This window comes from Chryseobacterium sp. 22543, assembly GCF_052044565.1.
Lineage (GTDB): Bacteria > Bacteroidota > Bacteroidia > Flavobacteriales > Weeksellaceae > Chryseobacterium.
In genome coordinates, this window is record NZ_JBQENH010000004.1 from 135,651 (window position 1) to 157,239 (window position 21,589).

Genomic DNA, 21,589 nt, shown 5'->3' on the forward strand with positions numbered 1-21,589 from the left:
TTAGGACCTCAGATTTTCATTCTGGTAAGAGGGGTTCGATTCCCCTACGGGCTACAAAAGGATTTTTTCGAAAGTCCTTTTTTTGTTTTATACATACATTCGGACCATCTTTACCCGGCAGTATCTTACTTATTTAATCACCGGATCTCCTAAATTACCACACTACCCTATCATTTTGGGAATCCTCCATTGAATTATACCCAACAAAAGATACTCTTCAATTTTTGCATCTTCCTCTTATACAATCCAAAGAATCAATAGTCTTTGTCATCCGATAACAAGACCATATTAAATTTCATTAAAAACATCACCAATAATGGAAATATTATTTTTTACTTGGTCTATTAATCCTTAAATTTGGCTAAAACTATTCACAATAAAAATAAATAACATGAAAATTAATTTACTTCTGGGAAACCGATTCTCTTTTAAGGCCGGATTAATGGCTTTATTTCTATTTTCAACCAGCACATTATCTTTTGCACAAAACAGAATTTATGCACACGCTCAAAGCTCAGGTGTATTTGGTGTAGCCTGCCTGGGATGTCACATCGAGAATCCTTTGAATGCAGTTGGGTATAACGAAGATGACTATTCAACAATGGTATTGGGAACAGCTTTGTTGGGTGGAATTCAACAAACACTGATTTTTCCTGACCTAAGATCAGACACAAGACTGGTTGTAGGAATTGGTACAGACAACATTCCATTATCTGTACAGTTATTAAGTGGAGTAACTCTTGAAACTATGAATGGAGGCACTTCTAATGAGGACCGCAGAACGATAGATGTAAGTCTTCTTAAACTGGGAGCAATACCAAACAGAGGAACAGTAGAATTCAAGCCGACAAAACCTTATGACGGAATAAGAATAGGCTTAACGGGAGGTGTACTGAGTCTTGGCGGCGGATTCCGAATTTATTATGCTTATCAGGATCCATTGATCAGCATTATGGCCCACAGTCAAAACGGACAGGTTACACTTGGAGGAAATGTTCCGGCAGAAGGCTCAGAAGTCACATTATTCAACACTTCTGGTAAAGAAGTATTTCGTTCTACATTACAATCAAACACTTTTGAACCGAGACAGCCTGAAGGAGTTTATATAATGAATGTGCAGACTAAAGAAGGAAAAACATATTCCAGAAAAATTTTAATTAAATAATAAAATAAGCGATATGATACATGCGGTAGACTTTTAAGCTACCGTATTTTTTTGCATTCATTTTCAGCGAAATACAAAAACAAATTATTAAGTAAAAATAAATTCATAATTATAAATATCAATAAATTATTAACAAATCACATAAATATGAAATAAAATAAGCAACATAATCATTTTATTTATAAATTTACACGAAACTAAAACCCAAAATTTTTCTACATATGAAAACTTATTTATTACTTGGCCAACGCACCATGAAAGCTGCAGTTTTGGCATCATTCCTATTTTTAACAAGCACAATGTCTTTTGCACAGATTGTGAAAACCTATGTAAGCAGCCAAACCAACCAGGTATTGGGAGTATGCTTAGGCTGCGGAGTATTGAATCCTCAAAATGCAGTAGGAAGTAACGAAACTGACTACTCTACTATCCAGGTTTCAGTAGGCCTTTTGGCGAGAACGGAACAGACATTGATCTTCCCAACGACCAATATCGCCAATAACACCAATAAGCTTGTCATTGGAATTGGTTCAAATGGTACTCCACTATCTGCTCAGGTATTGGGAGGTGTATCAATTGAGACATTCAATGGAGATGTTTCCAACAACGATCGCCAAAATCTTAGTACCAGCCTGCTCAACCTTGGAGCTGGAGACCCAAGCAAAGGTGAGATTGAACTTACCATGAACATTCCTTTTGACCGTATCAAAATCAATGTGAATTCAGGATTACTAAATATTGGTGGTGAGCTTAGAGTATACTATGGATATCAGTACAAAGATCCGTTCATCAATTTCATGGCTCACAGTCAGAATGGACAGTTTACTCTTGACAAAAATATTTCTACACAAGGTTCGGAGGTTAGTCTTACCAATACTTCAGGAAAAGAAGTATTCCGTTCCAAGCTGACATCAAATACATTTGAAACAAAGCAGCCACAAGGAGTATACATCATGAACCTTACTACGAAAGAAGGAAAAACCTACTCTAAAAAGGTAATCATCAAATAAAATATCCACAACAGATCAAACCCGGCAGGCTTTTCAAGTTTGCCGGGTTTTTTATTAGGAATAATGTGTTACTATTTTTCATGATAAAAAAATCTCTATCACTTCATTAATAAACCCTGACCAAAACTGGCCAGGGTTATATTAACAAGACTTGCTATCTAAAATAGTATTAGTTTTTAATTACTTTTTGCTGATATACCGCTTTATCTGTAATGGCTTTCAAAATATAAATACCTTTTGGAAGCGCGCTTACATTGATTTGTCCGTTGTTCAGCTGCGCATTAACCATTCTTCCTGAAGCATCATACATAGAAACATTCTGGATTTTCTCCTGTGTTTTGATGGTAAGAATATCAGTAACCGGATTCGGATAAATACCAAATTCAAGTTTCTTAACCTCAGCAGTTGCCAAAGTTGAAGTAGTACTGTTTACTGTAAGCGTTTTTTCTACTAACTTACCATTTGAGTTAAACCTGATCACGATATCAGATGTACCTGCAACAAGTGGTGTTAAAACCAGCTCATCATTATCATTAATTACTGCAGAAACTACTGTAGGATTACTGTTTGATTTGATGGATTTTACAACCGAAACAGTCATATTGTCTGCATCAGAAACTATTGATTTCAAATCAATCGCAGTAGTATTTCCTGCTGTAACCTGTGAAGGTAAAACGTTACTCACAACAGGAGCTGAGTTATTGGTAAATACCGTTAATGCCGGGAACCAATAGTAATCATTCAAAGTTTTTGTACTGATAAGAGCTCCGGCCATATTATAAGTATGGATCCAGTTCTTCTGATAGTGTGCTCCGTATCCGCTTTCTGTTGTGTTCAGAACAAGTTCACCGGTAACAGGATTTACACGAAGAGCTGCACCGTAAGGAATCTGCTTAAATTGTCCTGTCTGCCCTGGAATTGCGGCAAAGTTTTCGTTAAATGTTTTCGTTGTAACGTCAAATCTTACAATCTGTGTTCCTGAACTCCAGCTGCTGATTGAATTGATCCAGTATAAGGCATTTTCTTTATTACTTGCTGAAAATTTACCAGCATTCCATGCTCCCCAGTCTCCAATGTATTTCGTTGTTGGGATATTGTAAACCTGTGTGGCAAAAGTAGTGGGATTGATGCTGATCAGCTTCTGATCCTGAATTCCCCATACGCTTCCGTCTTTAGCCTGAGCAACAGAATAGAAACCTCCGGCAATGGTACTCACTACCGTATCTGTATTAGGATTAATTACTAAAATTCCTACACCTTGCTTCACTGCGAATACATATTGTGAAGTACGGATCATATTTCCAATCTGTCCGCTGCCGCCAGTTCCGGCAATTAAAGAACCTACCTGTAAATTATCAATGTTGAAAAGAACAACTCCGGTAGAAGTACCAATATATCCTTTGTGCTCATTTACTCCTACAAATGACCTTCCATCACCGCCTCCAATGTTATTAAACCCGGCAATTTTCTGCATAGTCTGTGCATTAGCTACAACAAGTCTTCCTCCCGGAGTATATTGAGTATCTCCTCCATCGGCAGCCTGTTTTGATACAAAATAGAATTTGTCTCCATAGATGGTTCCATATTGTGTAGTTGCACCGAAAGCCTGGTTGTTGTTTGCATTACTGTACACACGGTAATTGATCTGACCGTTATTGTCAATAAAGTTCACAGAACCGTTGGTATGACCAAACCATTCTTCGTTCACCATGAAATATCCGTTGGTAAAGTTATTGGATGCTACATAAGGAGAAACAGGGGTAAGCGTAGATGAAATTGGGGTAGAATTAAAGCCTACGTTAAAGTTCCAGACATCCCATGAGCCGTTTTCTAATACACGTGAAGAAGCTCCTACGCTGGAATATCCGAAATCAGCATCTGCAGGGTTTTTTACCCAATAAGACCAATACCCGTTAACCGTCCATCCGGACTGCCAGTGATCGTTGGCAGCATCTACGATGGTATAACTGTCAAAATCATAAGCTGTTGTATTAACGAAACCATTCACCGGATATAACGGATAAGTGGCATTTCCGCTTTTGATCAGTGCATTGGTACCTTGACCGTTTATGTCAAAACCTATTCCTCCTACTGCTGACCCAAATTGTGTTCCCTGATACAGCAATGTGTAAAGTCTGTGATCTGCTTTAGCAATAGCTTTAAGCATATCTTCACCTGTAGCATTCCCGTCCCATTTGAATCCCCAAACCATAGCGTCAGGGTTTTTACTGTCGTTCCACTGCACTACAAAAGCAGCTTGGTTAGCTCCTGATCCTACCCAATACTGAATATCAGAAAAACTGATTGTGGTGGTATTAAGCTTGCTGATCCCCGAAATATCATTTCTGGGTACGCCCTGAACTTTTATCTGTGCATTTGATAGACATGCAAACAGAAAAAGCATCATAAAAAGGTAAAACTTTTTCATTTTTTATTAATTTAAATAGATTGAATTATTATTTGAAATGTAAATCGTAGGCTCCTGCCACTTCTGTAGAAACTTCTCCCAGCCAGCCAGCTTCCTGATTGACTCCTGTATATATTTTCATAAAATCTACCCCGGGAAGTTTCACATATTTTCCGTTTCTGTCTACAGCCCATGAAATATCAATATTGGAAGCTTCGTCATTATTCGGAGCATTATCAGCGTATCCGAAATCATATGACTTTCCTACCCAATACGATCCGTCACCATTCTGATCGTAAAAATTGTTTGCCAGTCTTGTTCCCGAAAAGCCGTAAGAACTATCGGTAAACCATAAAGGATAATAGCTTTGTGCATGGAACGTATTTTTTGTTTTAAAACCTTGATTCCCCAGATTATCATTCCACTTGATATATTCTACATCGGTCTGCCAGAATTCGGTTCCGGCTACAGGTGTTTTATTTTCATCAGGTTTATGGTACGTTATACTGTAATCTTTTACTGTTGCGTTTTTAAAATATTCGCTGCCTGCAATTTCATACCATTCATCATTATCAGGTTTTCCGTTTTTGTTTCTGTCGTAGGCTACCATAATAATTCCCGGCTCACATGATCCTGAACGTTGATCACTGGCATCATTTCCAAAGAATGCATTTCCTAACACTTTAAAATCCCTTCCGTTCAAATTCGGAATGGTATGATCAAAACCGAAAACCACATATCCGCCATATCCGCCCAGACTGATCATGGTAGAATTACCTCCCACCAACGATTCGTTTGCTTTCTGAAGCATATTTGCAGCGGTATTTCCAGGCATATATTCCGGAATTTCATTCATGAACTGTCCTACAGCAGGACGGAATTCCAATACTTTAGCAATATATTTACTGTAAGGTGTTTTCTCTTTGGTAACAATGATTTTAGAATGATAAACCTGTTCGTTTCCTTTGTTATTAATTTTTAAAGTCAGCGGATAAGCATCTGCTGTTGGGCTGATAAATTCAAGTTCTGAATTTTGAGAGATAATAGAATCATTGATACTCCACGTAACCGATCCTGAAGCATTGGTTGGAATACTCAAAACCTTTAAACGTTCAATGGAATAAGAATCATCAAGACCGTTAAAGGTAAACTCCTCTTCATCATCGTGCTTACAGGCTATTACACCTGCCAGGAAACATGATAAAACTCCGATTTTTAAATAAGTAAAGGTATTTCTCTTCATTTCTTAAAGTTTGGTTATTTGTATAAAAAGGTAAAGTGGGCAGGGATATTTCCGCCTTCTGTTTTCCATTTAAAATGTCCGTTTTTATCAAAGCAATAGACAAATCCCATAGAAACATAATTTCTGGCATCTGTCATATAGATATCTTCTGTGATTGGGTTTACAGCAATTCCGTAAGGTGTTTTAATCGCAGTTTCGTATTCTTTGTCAAAAATGCTGTTGGCAATAATTTGTTCTGTTTTTACATCAATGATCCCAAAGCTCTTCTTATAGCTGTGCGTGTTGTAATTGAATTCATTTCCGTAGAAATAGAGTTTATCATTAACGATTGTCATTTCACTCACTGCGAGGTGGAAATCTTTTTTAACAATTCCTGTTGCTGCATCTATAAGGTATAGGCTGGAAGGAACGTTATAATAATCTCCTCTTGAACTCACGTACAGATCACCGTAATTATCTTTTTTAATGTGGTGAAGATTAATCGCAACATTTAATTTTTGGATTTCAGTAAAAGTGTTCAGGTCTATTACAGAAACGGTATTGTCGTAATCAGGAGCTTTGTATCCTCCGGAATTGGCCACAAATAATTTATTCCCTACAATTTCCATTTCTTCCGGTTGATACCCTACTACCACTTCACGCTGGATGGAAAGAGAAACTGTATCAATTTCCACAATTTTTCCTTTGGGTGCTTTTGGATTAACCGCTACCGGACCTGCATAGCTGCTGGCATAAGCTTTCCCTCCTTTAAAGGTTAAATAACGGCAGTTCTGTAATGGAATAGAAGTAATACGTTTGGCTGTTTTGGCATCCAACACTTCAATCTTGTTGGAAACATTGACAACAATATACAGCTTGCTTCCGTAGATCTTAATATCATTTCCAACATCTCCCAGTTCTTTCACAACATTCGGATTAATCTCCGCGTAGATGTTCCTGTAATAGGTTCCTTTGGTATAATCAAAAAAGTCCAAGGTACATTTGTTGCTTCCCATATTTCCTTCATTCAGCATGTAGAAACCTTTGATTGCTGTATTTTCTGATGGAAGTCCCTCTACCACTTCCTGGCGGACAATAATATCATCCGTACGGCATGAACTAAGAAAAGCTAAGACAAGAAATAAAAAGTAAAAGTTTAGTTTTCTCATAAGGTAAAGTTTAGAATAAGTTTAAAGTTTCTTCCCGGCATCGGATAATTGATCACTACATCATAATATTGGTTGAAAATATTATTCATCTCAAGGTTTACTTTAAATTGATGATTCGCCCAGTTGAATTTTTTCTGAACAGACAGATCATGGGTATACCAAGGCTGTACATAATTGTATTGAATGTTGTCCTGGTTCACATCATACCTTTCTCCTACATACATCGCACTGTAATTGAAACTCCAGTCTTTATAGTCCGCCATCAGGGTGAAGGAGCCACTATGCCATGGTGTGTAAGGAATCTGATTTTGGTAGAATGTATCCTCCGGATCTGTCATATCTCTTGCACTTTGGTAAGTGTAGGAAAGCAAGGGTCTCAGTTTTACTTTTCCTAACTGCATTTCTGCCTGAACATTCACGTCAGCACCTATGATTTCAACCCGTCCAAGGTTCATCATCAGCCAGCGGAACATACTTCCGTTAGGGGCTGCAACAATCTTATCCTGTACTTTGTTGTAATAACCGTCTACTTTAGCATAAAAGGATGTAAAGAATCGGTTTTTATAATTCTTCTGATACGTAAATCCTACATCATACTGATTGGTAAATTCCGGCTTCAGGTAAGTATTTCCGATATTAGTGTAATACAGATCATTGAAGGTTGGCAGTCGGAAAATCCTTTTATAGAAAGCTCTTAAAGTAAGTTCAGGAATTATTTCAGGCTGGTAGCTCATAAATACAGCGGGGGTCCATTCTCTGCTGTCTCCGGGTCTTTTATTTTTTCTTACTTCTTCAAAAGTAAAAGTTCCTAAAAGGCTGCCCAGGATCTTGAATCTGTTCCACTGATACGTTGTTGCCAATGCAACCAATGTAGTGTAACGTGTAGGATAAGAAAAGTTATCCAGATTGGCATCCAGATTATTGTACTGAAAATCCCCGCTCAGACTGACATCCCAATTGGATGTGATAGAATAGATATTGGATGAGGAAAGATAGAGCTCTCGTTGGATATAGGTGTTATCGGTATGAATAATAGACTGCGAGCGAACAGTATCCATAAAATGAGTGTAATCGTAGGCAAACTTTGCTTTCAGCTGAGTTTCAAATCTGGGAAACAGTTTTTTCCGAAGATTGGCCTGCACGAAATAATTTTCATCAGAAAGTCTTGCTCCTCTTCCTCCAAAACGGCCATTCACAATAGGAGCCGGCATTCCACGGTCTGAAATATAACCATAGCCTCTTACATTCCAGCTTCCGTTATTTAAAGTTCCGTTTAACGAAGTTTCAAAACGTTTCGCTTTGATATCTGAGTCCTGCCTCTTTGCAATCGTATCATAAGCCTGCTGTCCATCAGGATATTTCTTGGCATACCGAAATCTGTAAATCCCATCACTTTGCAGAAATTCTCCACTGAAGCTGGCAGAAGTTCTGTCTGAAATTTTCTGTTCCAATCGGAATGACGGATTAAAAAGGTCTATGGAGGCACTTTTTGCTCTTATCACAAGATTGGTTTTCTTTATTCCTTTAAATACAGGCGTTTTAGGCTGTAAATAGATAGATCCCGAAGAACCGAAATCTTTTGCCGGCTGAAAAATCTCGCTTTTCTGCCCGTTATACAATGATATTTCTTCCAGATCATCCAAAGAATATCTTCCCAGATCTACCAGTCCGTTCTGTGCATTTCCCAGTTGAATTCCATCATAGAAAACGCCTACATGCTGACTTCCGAGGCTTCGGACATTAATGGTTTTCAATCCGCCAATCCCTCCATAGTCTTTGATCTGAACACCGGAAAAATACCGAAGAGCATCTGCTACAGAATGACTGTTCAGTCTTTCCAGCTGCTCGCCCTGCAGGGTTTGTGCCGGAAGAATTTCTTTGAAGTTTTTCTTGTAAAGGTTGATCCCTTTGATTGATTCTTCCTGAACACTGTCTTTTTTGGTTTGAGAAGACAAAAGATGAAATGTTAACACCAGTATTGTGAAAACAGCTTTATGAATTGCAGATATAGTTAATTTTGCCGCCATTAGCTCATTTAGGATAATGAAGACGCTAATGGATATAAGAATACAACGACAAAGCACAGCTGTCACTGCACAGAATCATTGATGTCCTAAGCTTTATTCCACGAAAGCGTCAAACGATTATTTTCTGGCAGGTCTTCTGACTTACTCCATTTTTGAAATCCTTCCCATTAAAAAACAGTGGATATATTCTTCAAAAATCTTGGTGCGGAGCTTACAGCAGCGGGTCTGTTCCGGATTTTCACCGGATTCCCTTTTAAGAGCTTTTTAGGGCTCACCAAATTTCGGCAAAGATAAAAAATTATTCCTAACCCCCAATTAAAATCATGATTCATAAACAATTAAAGCTCCCGAAGGAGCTTTAACATGATTAAAAAGGGGTTTTATTTAAATTCCGATATTCAGGAAAATACTAAATCTGGATTTTGCTTCAATATCACCACCAGCCAAATGGGTATACATAGGAAGCATGAGTTCACTTCCCAGGCTCAGTTTTTTATAAGAGGCTTCAAACCCAATCTTCCCATACAATGCACTTCCGGCTGTATTGGGCAGGGCTTCATCAAACTGCTTGTTCTGAGCATACACTTCTCCCTGCACTCCGGTTTTTACAGAAAAGATAGATTTTTCATTTCCTGCAACCTGATAAAATCCTGTTGCAGCGTAGTTCCACTGGTTTCCGAAATGGTAATTCTTCTTATTTTCCGTTTTGATTGTATAGTCTGTATTGACCAATACAGCTACTTTATTCTTTTGAAATTTATAATTCAAAGCCGCCTGATAATCCCAGCTTCCTGTTCCCAACTGAAAACTCGGATTGACTCCGGATGCTCCTTTTTCATCAAACTTTCCCAAAGGAATTTTCACGCCCAAACCTCCGCTCACGTGATGGAAATTATCTTTAGAGCTCATTAGCTGATAGATTCCCATCAGGTTCAGATCTCCGATTCCGTTGATTTTGATATCTCCCTGCATAGTCCTTTTTTCATGAAAATGAAATGGCAGACTTGCATATACACTTAGTTTTTTAGTCAATGGAATTTTTCCCCAAAGCTGTAAGGTATTAAAATACTGATCCTGTGTAAGATCTTTTACAAATAAATTTTCTTTTGCTTTGTAATGCTGTGCAAAATATTTGATTCCGATAAACTGTGGATTCAGCAAAGATTCAAAACCGGATGATCCGTTACCGGCCGCACAACCGCATGCATCACAGTCATCATCAAAATCAATTCTGCTAAAGCCATTCTGAGCAATATACATACTGTCTCTAACCAGATTTGCCTGGCTCAGGCTAAATACCATTAAACATAGTATTGCTATAATCTTCTTCATGTTTTCTATAATTTATTCTGCAAATTTTGGATTGGATATAAAACTTTTGTCGGACAATGTTTTCAGGAAAGCAATAATCGACTGTTTTTCCTGACTATTCATGGCTATTCCTGTATGACCATTCTGTTTCAGCTGAGGATCAAGATTCGCATTATCTTCCACCTGTTCTGAATAGAAATTGAGTACAGCATCTAATGTGTAAAACCTTCCGTCATGCATATAAGGTGCTGTATATTCTACGTTTCTCAAACTTGGAACACGGAATTTCATCCAGTCTACCTGATTAAGAGTAACTCTGTAACGCCCTGCATCTTTGAACTCGGTGTTATAATACATTCCTGTATTACGGAAGCTTTCATCGGTAAATAATTCTCCGCTATGGCAAGAGGCACATTTCTGTCCGAACAAAGCCATTCCCTGAGATTCTGTAGAAGTAAACTGCTCTTTTCCCTGCCTGAACCTGTCATATTTTGAATCTGCAGAAATTAAAGAAGCCATAAACTGTGACAGTGCTTTTAGAATTCTTTCTCCGGTAATGGTTTCATCTCCGTACGCTTCCCTGAAAAGTTTTTTATATTTCTGATCATCTTTTATTTTTGAAATGGCTTCCGGTATAGAACTGTCCATCTCATTGACATCTGTAATAGGGCTTATCGGTTGTTCATTGAGGTTATGAATAACACCGTCCCACATATATCTTTTCAAAAAAGCCATATTCTGAATGGGTGGCGCATTTCTGATTCCTATTCTGTCATCCACACCATGGCTTACGGTATGTCCGTGATGGGTGAAAGCATTTTCCTGAATATGGCAGAAGCCGCATGAAATGGTATTGTTTCGGGAAAGTCTTCCTTCATAGAATAATTTTCGGCCCAGCTCTACTCCGTTTTTGGTTACCGGATTGATTGATTTATCGAAAGTCATTTCCGGAAAATAAGAAGGAAACTGCAGATTGTATGCTTCATCTTTTTCCAGTGGCTGAATCACCTCATCAGAACAGGAAATACAGCTCATAATCAATACAAGCAGAACCAACATCCTTTTAATAAGAAAATTAATCATTGTGAACGTGGTCTACTTTAAACATTTTGGTAAGGTTATTGGTAACGTCTACCAAATGCTGGTTTGAGCCCATCAACATATCATTAGTTGTAGTAAGGGTAAGCGCTTTATCTCCACTCAAAAACTGATTCAGATCCGCAAGAATATGGACAGAAGGACGAATTTGTCCCGTCACTCTTGCTGTTGTCGGAAGATTCAATGTGATTTCACGGTATAGGTCAGCCTGTTCATTAGCGGTAACATTTCCCATATTTCCTGTATGATTCATAAATTCCTTTGAAGGGGCATCATTTCCATATTTCCCTTCCAGTTTCACAAAAATATACCCGGCAGCCCATGACCACGTCAGCCCTTTCTGCTTGGCTTTTGTCCAGAATTCCGCTTGACCATCTTGTCCCAGTAAGTAGGCTTTCTGGCTGATTCCCAATCCGAATTTTATTTTCTTATAATTGTTTTTCGGAATACCATCCAGATTCAGGTATATAATTCCGGCTACCGCATCCGCCTGATCTACTATGAAAGCGCCTTTATCAGGATTGTTTTCATTGTATTTAAATTCATTTCCGTTTTCGTCTATCAGTGATATGTTACTGATGACATATTTTAAAGCCGAAAAATTGTGTTTTTGTCCCTGAGAAGAAGTCTGAACCGTCTGATTTAAAACAACATCTCCTACATTATTAAATCCGTTTTCAAATTTGATCTGAAGTTTTCCGGGTGTGGTATCCTGTGGATTTTCGTCATCCCTGCTGCTTTCGCAGGCTGCAAAAGAGAATAAAGTAAAGGCAATAAAGAATAGTGATAAAAATTTATAGATTTTCATTGTTGATTTTTTAAGTTGAATACTAATTATGTAATGTGAAAACATTCTTTTTTACCACAAAAGGCACAAAAGTTCCTACACTTAAGTTTTTAAGTGATAGATTTTATGCACAATAAGAACACTTACACTTTTTTAAATCTTTGATTTTTAATTGATGTAAGCTTTGTGACTTTTGTGGTTGAATAGTGATGGTTTAACTTAAAAAACCGGTGGTTTGAAAATATGAGTCAGAAACAGAAAAGAATATGCTGTTTCATAGATAAAGTTGAAATTGGAAAGTATAATTTTTCCAGTAATGATAACCTCTGTTATCTCAGGCAATGTATATATATCAAGAATTTTCTGTCCTGAGTTTTTTATTTTATTGAAAGGAGTAGACTCTGTCTCGTTATTGGCTTTTGCCAGCTCTTTGCTCAAGTAACACTTTCCATTGCAGTGAATTTCTGGCCTGGATTTATTCACACAGAGAACTTTAATGATATAATCATAATTTACAGCATACTCTACCACTGGCACCAAAGGTCTTAGCACCATATATAAAGTAAAAAGTATGCTGTAAAATAATTTCATCAGACTATTTCTTACTTAAAGCTTCGTCATATCTTCTGCTGATCTCTTTCCAGTTCGTCACGTTCCAGATAGCGGTAAGATAATCTGCTCTTTTGTTCTGATATTTTAAATAATAAGCATGTTCCCAGACATCAATTCCGAAAATAGGAGTTCCTTTTTCTTCTACCACATCCATCAAAGGGTTGTCCTGGTTAGGAGTAGAGGAAACAAACAATTTTCCATCTTTTCCTACAGAAAGCCAGGCCCATCCTGAACCGAAACGATCCGCTCCGGCTTTAGCCATTTTTTCTTTAAAAGCATCTATACTTCCGAAAGTTTCAGTGATGGCTTTTGCTAATTTTGCAGAAGGCTGTGTATTTTTTTGAGGGGTCAGAACAGTCCAGAACAGTTCATGGTTATAATGTCCTCCCGCATTATTTCTTACTGCAACAGGCAGTTTTGAAACATTGGAAAGAATCTGAAACAACGTTTCCTTTTCCTGTGGAGTTCCTGTAATTGCTTTATTCAGGTTAGCTACATATGCTGCCGCATGTTTTGAATAATGAATTTCCATAGTCTGGGCATCAATATTTCCTTCCAGAGCATTATAAGCGTATGGCAGAGGTGTCTGCTTAAACTGAGCCAGTGTAAACTGGGCCGCGAAAACTGCAGTTACAGCAGCTATTTTCAAAATCTTCATAACGTTTTTGTTTATGGTTGAACAATGTTTTTTTGCTAAGCTGGAAGATGGGAGATGGAGGCTGGAAGTAATTGGCATTAAAGTATAAATCCTTCAACTTCTATTTACTTCTATAGCTATCTAAAAACCGCTACAGCTTTACCGTCTGGAAGAACTTCCAGCTTCCAGCTTCGCGCTCCCATCTCCCTTATTTCAATAATTTCTTAATATCCTCAATCAGGATTTCTCTGTCAGGGTGATACTTTCCCGTCAGCAGAGGTGTTTTACCTTCCGGATCTCCATAATTTAATCCTGAATAATACAGAATCGGCATATTTTCTTTGTTATATCTGCATCTGATATTTCCATTCTGATCTACCAGGGCAATCATTCCGCTGTGGTTCAGGCTTTCTCCTTCATCTTCCTTGTCACCTACGTAGATATTAAATTTATCAGCAAGATCACCAATGTATGTACGGTTTCCTGTCAGGAAATGCCAGTTGGGAGATGTCGCCCCTATTCTTTTAGCATGTTCTTTTAAAGCTTCAGGGGTATCATTTTCCGGATCAATGCTGATGGAAATGATGCCGAAGTTGGGATCATTGACCTGGTTCTGAATAGCCTTCATATTGGTATTCATCACCGGACATATTGTAGGACATTTGCTGAAGAAAAACTCTACAAGATATACCTTACCCAACATATCTTTATTAGTGATTTTTTTGCTGTTCTGATCCGTCAGTTCAAAATCGGGAACTTTCATCACGGTATAAAGGTTCTTTTTAAAATACCCCATTCCTATCCCTATTCCCAGAAAAAGCAATGCAAATAATGCGATCGGTATGATTACCTTACTTTTATTATTGGTTTTTTTATTTTTGGGCATATTTCTCAGGGCTTTTTTTGAATTCATCCTTGCAGTAAACACTGCAAAAACCATACGTTTTATTTTTATATACTGCTGTATCTTTAAGAGATCCGGCAGTCTTCATGTGACAGATCGGATCTTCTTCATTTACGACCAGTATATTTTCTATTTTCTTTCCTGAAGAGTCCATATGGCTTGCATGCTTTACCTGAGGCGTTTCCTTGGCACACGACAGTATTGATATGGACAGCAGGGCAGTCATAATAATGAGAGATTTCATTTTAATGTTAAATTGAAATTAATAATGTTAAATAAAATTATGGCACAATGCATAAGTCTGAAAAAACACAGAATTCTTCAAAAAGAAATAGTGTATTCTAACAGCTTACAATTATTCATTTTAATTGTAGAATATATCTTTAATGACTTATTAATAAAAGTTTTAAGCACTTCTATTTTATCAACTAAAAACATAGTTTATAATAAAAATTAAGCCAACGGAGGATGGAATATCCTGGAAAAATATTCTGAAGAATGAGAATTAAAATAGCTTGAATCAGGAATTTCAGAAAGAGATTCCGAATTCAAAAGAGAAGAAAAAGAAAGGATATCATGAGAAATAAAAACATCTAATCCTGCAATCTTTATTGTTTGGGAGCTATTGGACTGTTTTTCTGTTTTTGACAGTTCTTTTTCCACGTAGCATTTTCCCTTACATGTTGATTGGGGTACGTTTCTGTTCTCACAAAGGTTTTTCACAATATAATCATAGTTCACAGCATAGTTTACCAATGGCAAAACGGGACGTACTGCAACGGTAAAAATGATGAATATGGAAATGAATAACCTCAACGTTTTAGTTCTCTGTTACAAATATACTACTTCAAAATTGTTTTATAATAGATTTATGATGAATGTCATTATGGTTGTTTACTGTTACCCATAAAAATTACAAAACTGTGCCTGTCACCGATATAATATTATCCCGAACTTTGATTGAAACTTTAGACCTAAACTAAAATTTAGTTCTTTATATTCAATTTAATCTTGTTGATAAAAGCTTTGCTGATGTTTTTGGCAGAGCTTTTTTATTTTGTTGAAATCATAAAGGCGCTAAAAATGTTTCCGAATACTTAATGTTTTTGAATAAGACATTCAATTAAGAAGTAAACTAGCTGAAAATCTTTGATTTTCTTGCGCCCTTAAAAACAACACAATTTTTATCTTCTTTGCACCTTTGCGTTTATCCAACAAAAAACCTATTACCTTTCTAAATTAAGTTTTGATGTGATGTTGGAAACGCAAAGACGCAAGTTTTTTTTAAAATACTTGCTGTTTTAAGGCGCGAAGATTTTATCTGCAATAAAATTTAAAACTGATAATAATGAGACTGATCATTAGATTCTTACAGAATGACAAACTATGGGTATCATTTTATACTAGTTGTAATTGTCAGTCATAGTTTATACGGAAAGCGAAGGCAGTCTCCTTGTCACTTCGTAGGAGTCTCAATAGCATAATATGGATCTCAATGGAATGGCTGGTATGATGTATAATTTAAAACAAAAGCCCTGCTGAAATTCAGCAGAGCCTTTATTGAATATAATTTAGTTGTGCTTATTATTTGCTTTTTAAAATTTCATCCTCTGAATTCTCACTGCATTTAAAATTGCCAGCAATGCGACTCCCACATCTGCAAAAACAGCTTCCCACATGGTTGCCAACCCTCCTGCTCCAAGGATAAGAACAACTGCTTTTACCGCGAAGGCAAGAATGATATTCTGCCAAACGATCTTTTTCGTTTGTTTCCCGATGTTGATTGCCATTGGAATTTTACTCGGTTTATCATCCTGAATCACGACATCAGCTGTTTCAATAGTGGCATCACTTCCTAAACCTCCCATCGCAATTCCCACATCACTTAAAGCAACTACAGGTGCGTCATTCACTCCGTCTCCTACGAAAGCTACCGTTTGGTTTTTAGCTTTGATTTCTTTAACCTTATTTACTTTATCTTCAGGCAGCAGATCTCCAAATGCATTGTCAATTCCCAGCTGATCTGCTACATATTTCACCACGGTTCCTTTATCACCGCTCAGCATCGTAGCTTTTACATTCATTTTATGCAGATTGTCTACGGTTTCTTTAGCATCTTCTTTTATGCTGTCAGCAATCGTGATATACCCTACGAACTTTTTGTCATAAGCTACTGCGATCACGGTGTAAACAATACTGGAGTGGTTGGTATCGTAACTGATACTGAATTTATCCATCAGCTTAAAATTCCCTACCAGAAGTTCTTTACCGTTAACAGTCGCTTTCAGTCCGTGACCGGCAATTTCTTCTACATTTTCTAAAGGAATGGCGTGATTGATATCTCCTACATAATTGTGAATAGCTGTTGCTACCGGATGGGTACTTTTACTTTCGAGGGCATTGACCATCTGAAGGATTTCTTCTTTGTTAAATTCAGGGTTCATGCTTACTTCCTGAACTTTGAATACACCTTCTGTCATCGTTCCTGTTTTATCCATCACGACATTCTGAATCTCTGCAATGCTGTCCAGGAAATTACTTCCTTTGAATAAAATTCCGTTTCGGCTTGCGGCTCCGATTCCTCCGAAATACCCTAACGGAATAGAGATTACCAATGCACAAGGACAAGAAATGACAAGGAAAATCAATGCTCTGTACAGCCAGTCTCTGAATTGATAATCGCTCACAAAGAAATAGGGCAGTAAAGAGATTCCTATGGCAAGAAATACTACAATAGGGGTATATACTTTAGCAAATTTTCTGATGAATAATTCGGTAGGAGCTTTCTGCGCTGTGGCATTCTGAACCAGTTCCAGAATTTTACTCAATTTACTGTCTTCATAGGCCGTATTTACTTTAACCAAAGCAATACTGTTCATGTTTATCATTCCGGCAAGAACGACTTCGCCTTTATTTTTGGTATCAGGTTTACTTTCTCCTGTTAAGGCCGCCGTGTTGAATGAAGCTGAATCTGAAAGCAGTTCTCCATCCAGAGCCAGTTTTTCACCGGGTTTCAGCTGAATAATATCTCCAATTTTAGCTTCTTTAGCTTTCATTGTTTTAGGCTGATTATTTTCCATCACGGTTACCTCATCAGGACGCTGATCCAATAGTGCTTTTATATTTCCTTTGGCTCTGGTCACTGCCATAGACTGAAATACTTCTCCTACGGCATAAAAGAGCATTACCGCTACTCCTTCCGGGTATTCTCCAATGACAAAAGCCCCAATGGTTGCAATGCTCATCAGAAAGAATTCTGAAAACACATCTCCTTTGATGATACTTTTATAGGCATCTTTCAATACAGGGAATCCTACGGGAATATAAGCCGCCAGGAACCATACCAAACGTACCCAGCCAGTAAACCATAAGGGTTTTATATAGTTATCAAAGGCAATTCCCAATAATAAGATCGCAAAGGATATAATGGCAGGAAGAAACATCTGAAAGACCGTCTGATCTGCGGAATCGTGAGAATGATCATGGCCATCGTGGTCATGTCCATCTCCTTCTGAATGGTTATGTTTGTGCCCTTTTGTATCGGGCTTTTCCGGGGTTGTACTACAGCATTTTTCCATAACTGATATTTTTATACAAATTTAAACGTGAGACTGATGCAATGCTATTGCAAACTTTCAAGACAGTTTTCGCAGATTCCTTTGGCAAAGAGTCGTATTTCATCAATCCTGAAATTGGTCTGTATGTTTTCAGGAAAGGAAATATCTTCTTTGCAGGTGGTTTGTTTGCATATTTTACAATAGAAATGCAGGTGCCAGTCTTTATGTGTTTTTTCATCGCAATCGTCTTCGCATAATTTGTATTTTGTGGTTGTATTTTCCTGAATGCTGTGAACAATTCCTTTTTCTTCAAAGGTTTTCAATGTTCTGTAGATGGTAATTCTGTCAGCATTGTCAAAATAATTTTCTATTTCAGAAAGGGATAAAGCCGCTTCCTGAGAGCTTAAAAAATCATATACCAAAATCCTCATACTGGTAGGTTTGGTATTTTTATCAATGAGTTTGTGTTCTATATCTTTTTTCATTGTAAGTTTTTAATTTTTTACAGATGGACTTCATTTTCTTCATAGCCTTCATCTTCTATCTGAAAAGTTGTATGACTGATTTTAAAGTTATTCACAGTAGTATCCGTCAATATTTTTAACAATTGATTCTGAGAATATGCTGCTTCTTTTACCACATGAGCACTCATAGCATTGACGCTTGATGTCAGTGACCATACATGCAGGTCATGAATATTTTTCACTCCCGGAGCTTGTTCCAGAGATTTACGAAGTTCATGAATATCCACTTCTTTAGGAGTTCCTTCAAGCAACACATTAATGGCTTCTTTCAACAGTCTCCATGTTCTTGGGAAGATCAGTAATCCAATTGCGGCTGAGATCAACGGATCGGCGTAGTACCAGCCTGTTGTGAGCATAATCACTCCTGCTATCATCACTCCTACAGAGGTCAGCATGTCTGAAAGTACTTCAAAATACGCGCCTTTCATATTTAAGCTGCTTTCTGAGTCTTTTCTCAGAATCATCATTCCGACAATATTGACGATTAATCCGATTCCTGCTACAATCAGCATGGATTTACTTTGTACTTCCGGCGGATCTTGAAACCGCTTGTAAGCTTCAAATAAAACATAGATCGAAATAGCCAGTAAAACCACCGCATTGATTACGGCTGCCAATATTTCTGTCCTGTAATACCCATATGTTCTTGAAGGATCTGCTTTTCTTTCTCCAATTTTGATGGCGATAAATGCCAGTAACAATCCTACAACGTCTGTCAGCATATGGGCTGCATCAGCCAATAACGCCAGACTGTTGGTAACAATTCCTCCTATTACCTCAGCAATGAGATAGGTTCCGCTAAGGCAGAGTACGATCAGGAGGTTCTTTTTATGTCTGCTTCCTGCAGAAACAATTTGTGTTGGTGTGCTTTCCATATGGTGTATGGTTTAATTACATTTCATAATAAGATGTATTTTCTTTTTTAGGGGGAACATTCTGCTCACCGATCATTTGCCTGATATTGATTTCTATGGTCTGCGCCAGGGAAGTCATCGGAGTGTCTACAGGACCATTTTCAAACGGATCCTGCATGATGATGGATGTTTTTTCAATAGCAATGAATGTCACCGGAACCAGGAAAGTAATGGCAATTTCTACCAACAGCTGTGAATCATCAAGTCCAAAGGGAAGAATTGCCGCAAAAACATAGATTAAAATATGAACTAAAACACTGTAAGAACGTGGGAAAACCGTATTCTTCAGTCTTTCACATTTCCCCATACTGTCGCAGAGCCTTGTGATGATATCATTCAGCTGCATCTGCTGAAAATCGGTCAATCCTTTGGAAGCTGCAATTTCTTTCAGCTGTCTGGAGTGTTCGTCCAGAATTGCATTGGGAATATTGGTTCCTTTGATCTGATGCTGATCCAAATATTGCTGAACTTTTTCAGAAAACGGCAGTTTTCTCAAAGATTCCCCAAGTGCATACGTCCAGGTAATTTGTCTTTCGGCAAAATCTTTTATTATTTTGTCATTTCCCACCGGCATAAACTGAATAATCAACCTTACAAAAGTCCGGGAATCGTTAACAATTGCCCCCCAAACAGTTCTGGCTTCCCACCATCTTTCATAGGACTGGGAAGTACGGAATGCCAGAAGCAATGATACAGCCGTTCCCAGCAAAGCAGGAATATTCAACGGCAGTGAGATCTTGCGAAACCATGGCAGTTCGTCCAAAAGGCCAATGGCTATGGCAAACATTCCGATAAACAGGATTTGGCTTTTTATTTCACGGATGAAATACCAGACTGATATTTTTTTGTTTAATAACATAATTGGGTTATTTATTAAAATTCGGTGAGGTTATCTTGAGTTTTCCCCAACCGTTTTCATTCAATAAAAATTACGTAAACAGCTCTAATTTAAGGATAAAAATCGATATTTTACTAGTTCCGGCTACTTTCATTAATGTTCGTGTTCTCCTGAATTAACCAGTTTGGCATTCACGAAAAATGCTCCTTTCACTACTATTTTTGCATTGTCAGGAATATTCCCCACCGGGGTTATCGCGGTATATCCCATATCAGATGTTCCTTTCACTATTTCTATTTTTTCAAAGTTTAAGGTTTTCGGATGTGGTTTGCCTTTTTCTTCATGCTCTTCTTCCGCTTTTTTATCGGTCTGAACAAATACAAAATATTTCCCGTCTGCTTCTACAATGGCTTCTGTAGGAACTGCCGGGGTTGTACTTTTATCAAGGCTTACAATTCCGGTGATATTCATTCCGTCAATCAGTCCGGATTTGTTTCCGATCACTTCGCAATGCATGGAAATAGTTTTACTTTCATTTTCAAAAGAAGATCCTATGCTGTAAATTCTTGCATCATATTCGGTTTCCGGATTGTTGGTCAGTTTAAAATGAACAATCTGCCCCACTCTCATTTTAGGAAGATCTTTTTCAAACACCTGAAGATCGAGATGGATGGAGCCGTTATCAATCACTGTAGCTACGGGAGAAGAGATATCTACATAGCTTCCGATCTGTGCTGTAATACTGCTGATCGTTCCACTGATAGGTGCTGTGATCACCAGACCGGATTTCATATTTCCATTGTTTACTTTTCCAGGGCTTATTCCCATCATCTGAAGCTGTTTCAACAGGGAAGCTCTTTTTGTTCTTAAGGTTTTCAGTTCTGCATCGGCACTCTGAAGGTTCTTCTTGGCTCCTGCATCATTATCAAAAAGCTCTCTTTGTCTTCTGTATTCCTGTTCTGCATAGGTTATTCTGCTGTTGGTAGTCAGATAATCTTCCTGAAGCTGGATATATTCCGGGTTGGCAATGGTTGCAATGACTTGTCCTTTTTTCACGATACTTCCTACCTGGATATTGATGGTTTTGATAATTCCTCCGTACAGGGAAGTGATGGTTGCTTTATTACTGTTCGGTACACTGAGCAAACCGTTGGCTTTTATCGTTGATGTCAGCTCTTTCATTTCTACGGTTCCCAAAGCCACTCCTACAGACCTCATCTGTTCTTCCGTGAGTGAGGCTATAGTTTGTGGAGCTTCTTCATGTGCCTGTTCTTTCTGTTCTGTTTTCTCAGGAGCTTTTTCTTCTGAAGCTTCTTTTTTTCCACAACTTGTCAGTAATAGTGAAATGAGGATAAGGGGTATGATATTATATTTGAGTTTCATATCTAAGAATGTATTTTGTCTGAT

The 21,589-nt window shown here is 37.7% G+C and carries 19 protein-coding genes and 1 riboswitch; of the genes, 2 read left to right on the forward strand and 17 right to left on the reverse strand.

The annotated features are described in order from the left end of the window. Positions 1 to 391: 391 nt before the first annotated feature. Positions 392 to 1,165, forward strand: a complete 774-nt coding sequence (locus tag ACTJIP_RS15115; RefSeq protein ID WP_077413560.1) for a T9SS type A sorting domain-containing protein — start codon at positions 392 to 394, stop codon at positions 1,163 to 1,165. 221 nt (positions 1,166 to 1,386) lie between these two features. After that, complete coding sequence (locus ACTJIP_RS15120) at positions 1,387 to 2,175, forward strand: T9SS type A sorting domain-containing protein (protein ID WP_077413559.1); 789 nt, start codon at positions 1,387 to 1,389, stop codon at positions 2,173 to 2,175. 169 nt (positions 2,176 to 2,344) lie between these two features. On the opposite strand, the gene ACTJIP_RS15125 is transcribed toward ACTJIP_RS15120, so the two are convergent. The 17 genes from ACTJIP_RS15125 to ACTJIP_RS15205 all read right to left on the reverse strand — a co-directional run bounded on the left by ACTJIP_RS15125 (position 2,345) and on the right by ACTJIP_RS15205 (position 21,565). After that, positions 2,345 to 4,603, reverse strand: a complete 2,259-nt coding sequence (locus tag ACTJIP_RS15125; RefSeq protein ID WP_440704796.1) for a DUF5074 domain-containing protein — start codon at positions 4,601 to 4,603, stop codon at positions 2,345 to 2,347. A 28-nt stretch (positions 4,604 to 4,631) separates the two neighbouring features. Then, the gene (locus ACTJIP_RS15130) at positions 4,632 to 5,825 is read right to left on the reverse strand and encodes a cell surface protein (RefSeq protein ID WP_440704797.1); all 1,194 of its coding nucleotides are present in this window, start codon (positions 5,823 to 5,825) and stop codon (positions 4,632 to 4,634) included. Between the two features lie 14 nt (positions 5,826 to 5,839). Beyond that, the gene (locus ACTJIP_RS15135; protein WP_180565033.1) at positions 5,840 to 6,973 is read right to left on the reverse strand and encodes a YncE family protein; all 1,134 of its coding nucleotides are present in this window, start codon (positions 6,971 to 6,973) and stop codon (positions 5,840 to 5,842) included. Further along, on the reverse strand, positions 6,970 to 9,000 hold the full coding sequence (locus tag ACTJIP_RS15140; RefSeq protein ID WP_440704798.1) for a TonB-dependent receptor plug domain-containing protein: 2,031 nt from the start codon (positions 8,998 to 9,000) through the stop codon (positions 6,970 to 6,972). Before ACTJIP_RS15140 ends, ACTJIP_RS15135 begins: the two co-directional genes overlap by 4 nt. Positions 9,001 to 9,109: 109 nt before the next feature. Continuing rightward, a riboswitch (cobalamin riboswitch) is annotated at positions 9,110 to 9,294 on the reverse strand. A gap of 90 nt (positions 9,295 to 9,384) precedes the next feature. Further along, a complete protein-coding gene (locus tag ACTJIP_RS15145; protein ID WP_219072099.1) occupies positions 9,385 to 10,332 on the reverse strand; it encodes a transporter in 948 nt (315 codons plus the stop codon). 12 nt (positions 10,333 to 10,344) lie between these two features. Next, positions 10,345 to 11,370 (reverse strand): cytochrome-c peroxidase, encoded by a 1,026-nt coding sequence (locus ACTJIP_RS15150; RefSeq protein WP_440704799.1) that lies wholly within the window; start codon positions 11,368 to 11,370, stop codon positions 10,345 to 10,347. A 16-nt stretch (positions 11,371 to 11,386) separates the two neighbouring features. Then, positions 11,387 to 12,217 (reverse strand): MbnP family protein, encoded by an 831-nt coding sequence (locus ACTJIP_RS15155; RefSeq protein ID WP_219072097.1) that lies wholly within the window; start codon positions 12,215 to 12,217, stop codon positions 11,387 to 11,389. 198 nt (positions 12,218 to 12,415) lie between these two features. Then, on the reverse strand, positions 12,416 to 12,787 hold the full coding sequence (locus tag ACTJIP_RS15160; RefSeq protein WP_175627179.1) for a hypothetical protein: 372 nt from the start codon (positions 12,785 to 12,787) through the stop codon (positions 12,416 to 12,418). 4 nt (positions 12,788 to 12,791) lie between these two features. After that, positions 12,792 to 13,466, reverse strand: coding sequence for a superoxide dismutase (locus ACTJIP_RS15165; RefSeq protein WP_317169702.1), 675 nt, complete (start codon positions 13,464 to 13,466; stop codon positions 12,792 to 12,794). Between the two features lie 187 nt (positions 13,467 to 13,653). Continuing rightward, positions 13,654 to 14,331, reverse strand: coding sequence for an SCO family protein (locus ACTJIP_RS15170; protein WP_440704800.1), 678 nt, complete (start codon positions 14,329 to 14,331; stop codon positions 13,654 to 13,656). Further along, positions 14,318 to 14,593 (reverse strand): YHS domain-containing protein, encoded by a 276-nt coding sequence (locus tag ACTJIP_RS15175; protein ID WP_440704801.1) that lies wholly within the window; start codon positions 14,591 to 14,593, stop codon positions 14,318 to 14,320. Before ACTJIP_RS15175 ends, ACTJIP_RS15170 begins: the two co-directional genes overlap by 14 nt. Positions 14,594 to 14,802: 209 nt before the next feature. Beyond that, entirely contained in the window at positions 14,803 to 15,165 is a 363-nt protein-coding gene (locus ACTJIP_RS15180) for a hypothetical protein (RefSeq protein WP_077413548.1), read from the reverse strand. A 779-nt stretch (positions 15,166 to 15,944) separates the two neighbouring features. Then, on the reverse strand, positions 15,945 to 17,927 hold the full coding sequence (locus ACTJIP_RS15185) for a heavy metal translocating P-type ATPase (RefSeq protein WP_077413547.1): 1,983 nt from the start codon (positions 17,925 to 17,927) through the stop codon (positions 15,945 to 15,947). Between the two features lie 44 nt (positions 17,928 to 17,971). Beyond that, entirely contained in the window at positions 17,972 to 18,391 is a 420-nt protein-coding gene (locus ACTJIP_RS15190) for a Fur family transcriptional regulator (RefSeq protein ID WP_077413546.1), read from the reverse strand. 17 nt (positions 18,392 to 18,408) lie between these two features. After that, a complete protein-coding gene (locus tag ACTJIP_RS15195) occupies positions 18,409 to 19,305 on the reverse strand; it encodes a cation diffusion facilitator family transporter (protein ID WP_180565030.1) in 897 nt (298 codons plus the stop codon). A 16-nt stretch (positions 19,306 to 19,321) separates the two neighbouring features. Continuing rightward, the gene (locus tag ACTJIP_RS15200) at positions 19,322 to 20,203 is read right to left on the reverse strand and encodes a bestrophin family protein (RefSeq protein ID WP_180565029.1); all 882 of its coding nucleotides are present in this window, start codon (positions 20,201 to 20,203) and stop codon (positions 19,322 to 19,324) included. 132 nt (positions 20,204 to 20,335) lie between these two features. Further along, positions 20,336 to 21,565, reverse strand: a complete 1,230-nt coding sequence (locus ACTJIP_RS15205) for an efflux RND transporter periplasmic adaptor subunit (RefSeq protein WP_428169224.1) — start codon at positions 21,563 to 21,565, stop codon at positions 20,336 to 20,338. Between the last annotated feature and the right edge of the window lie 24 nt (positions 21,566 to 21,589).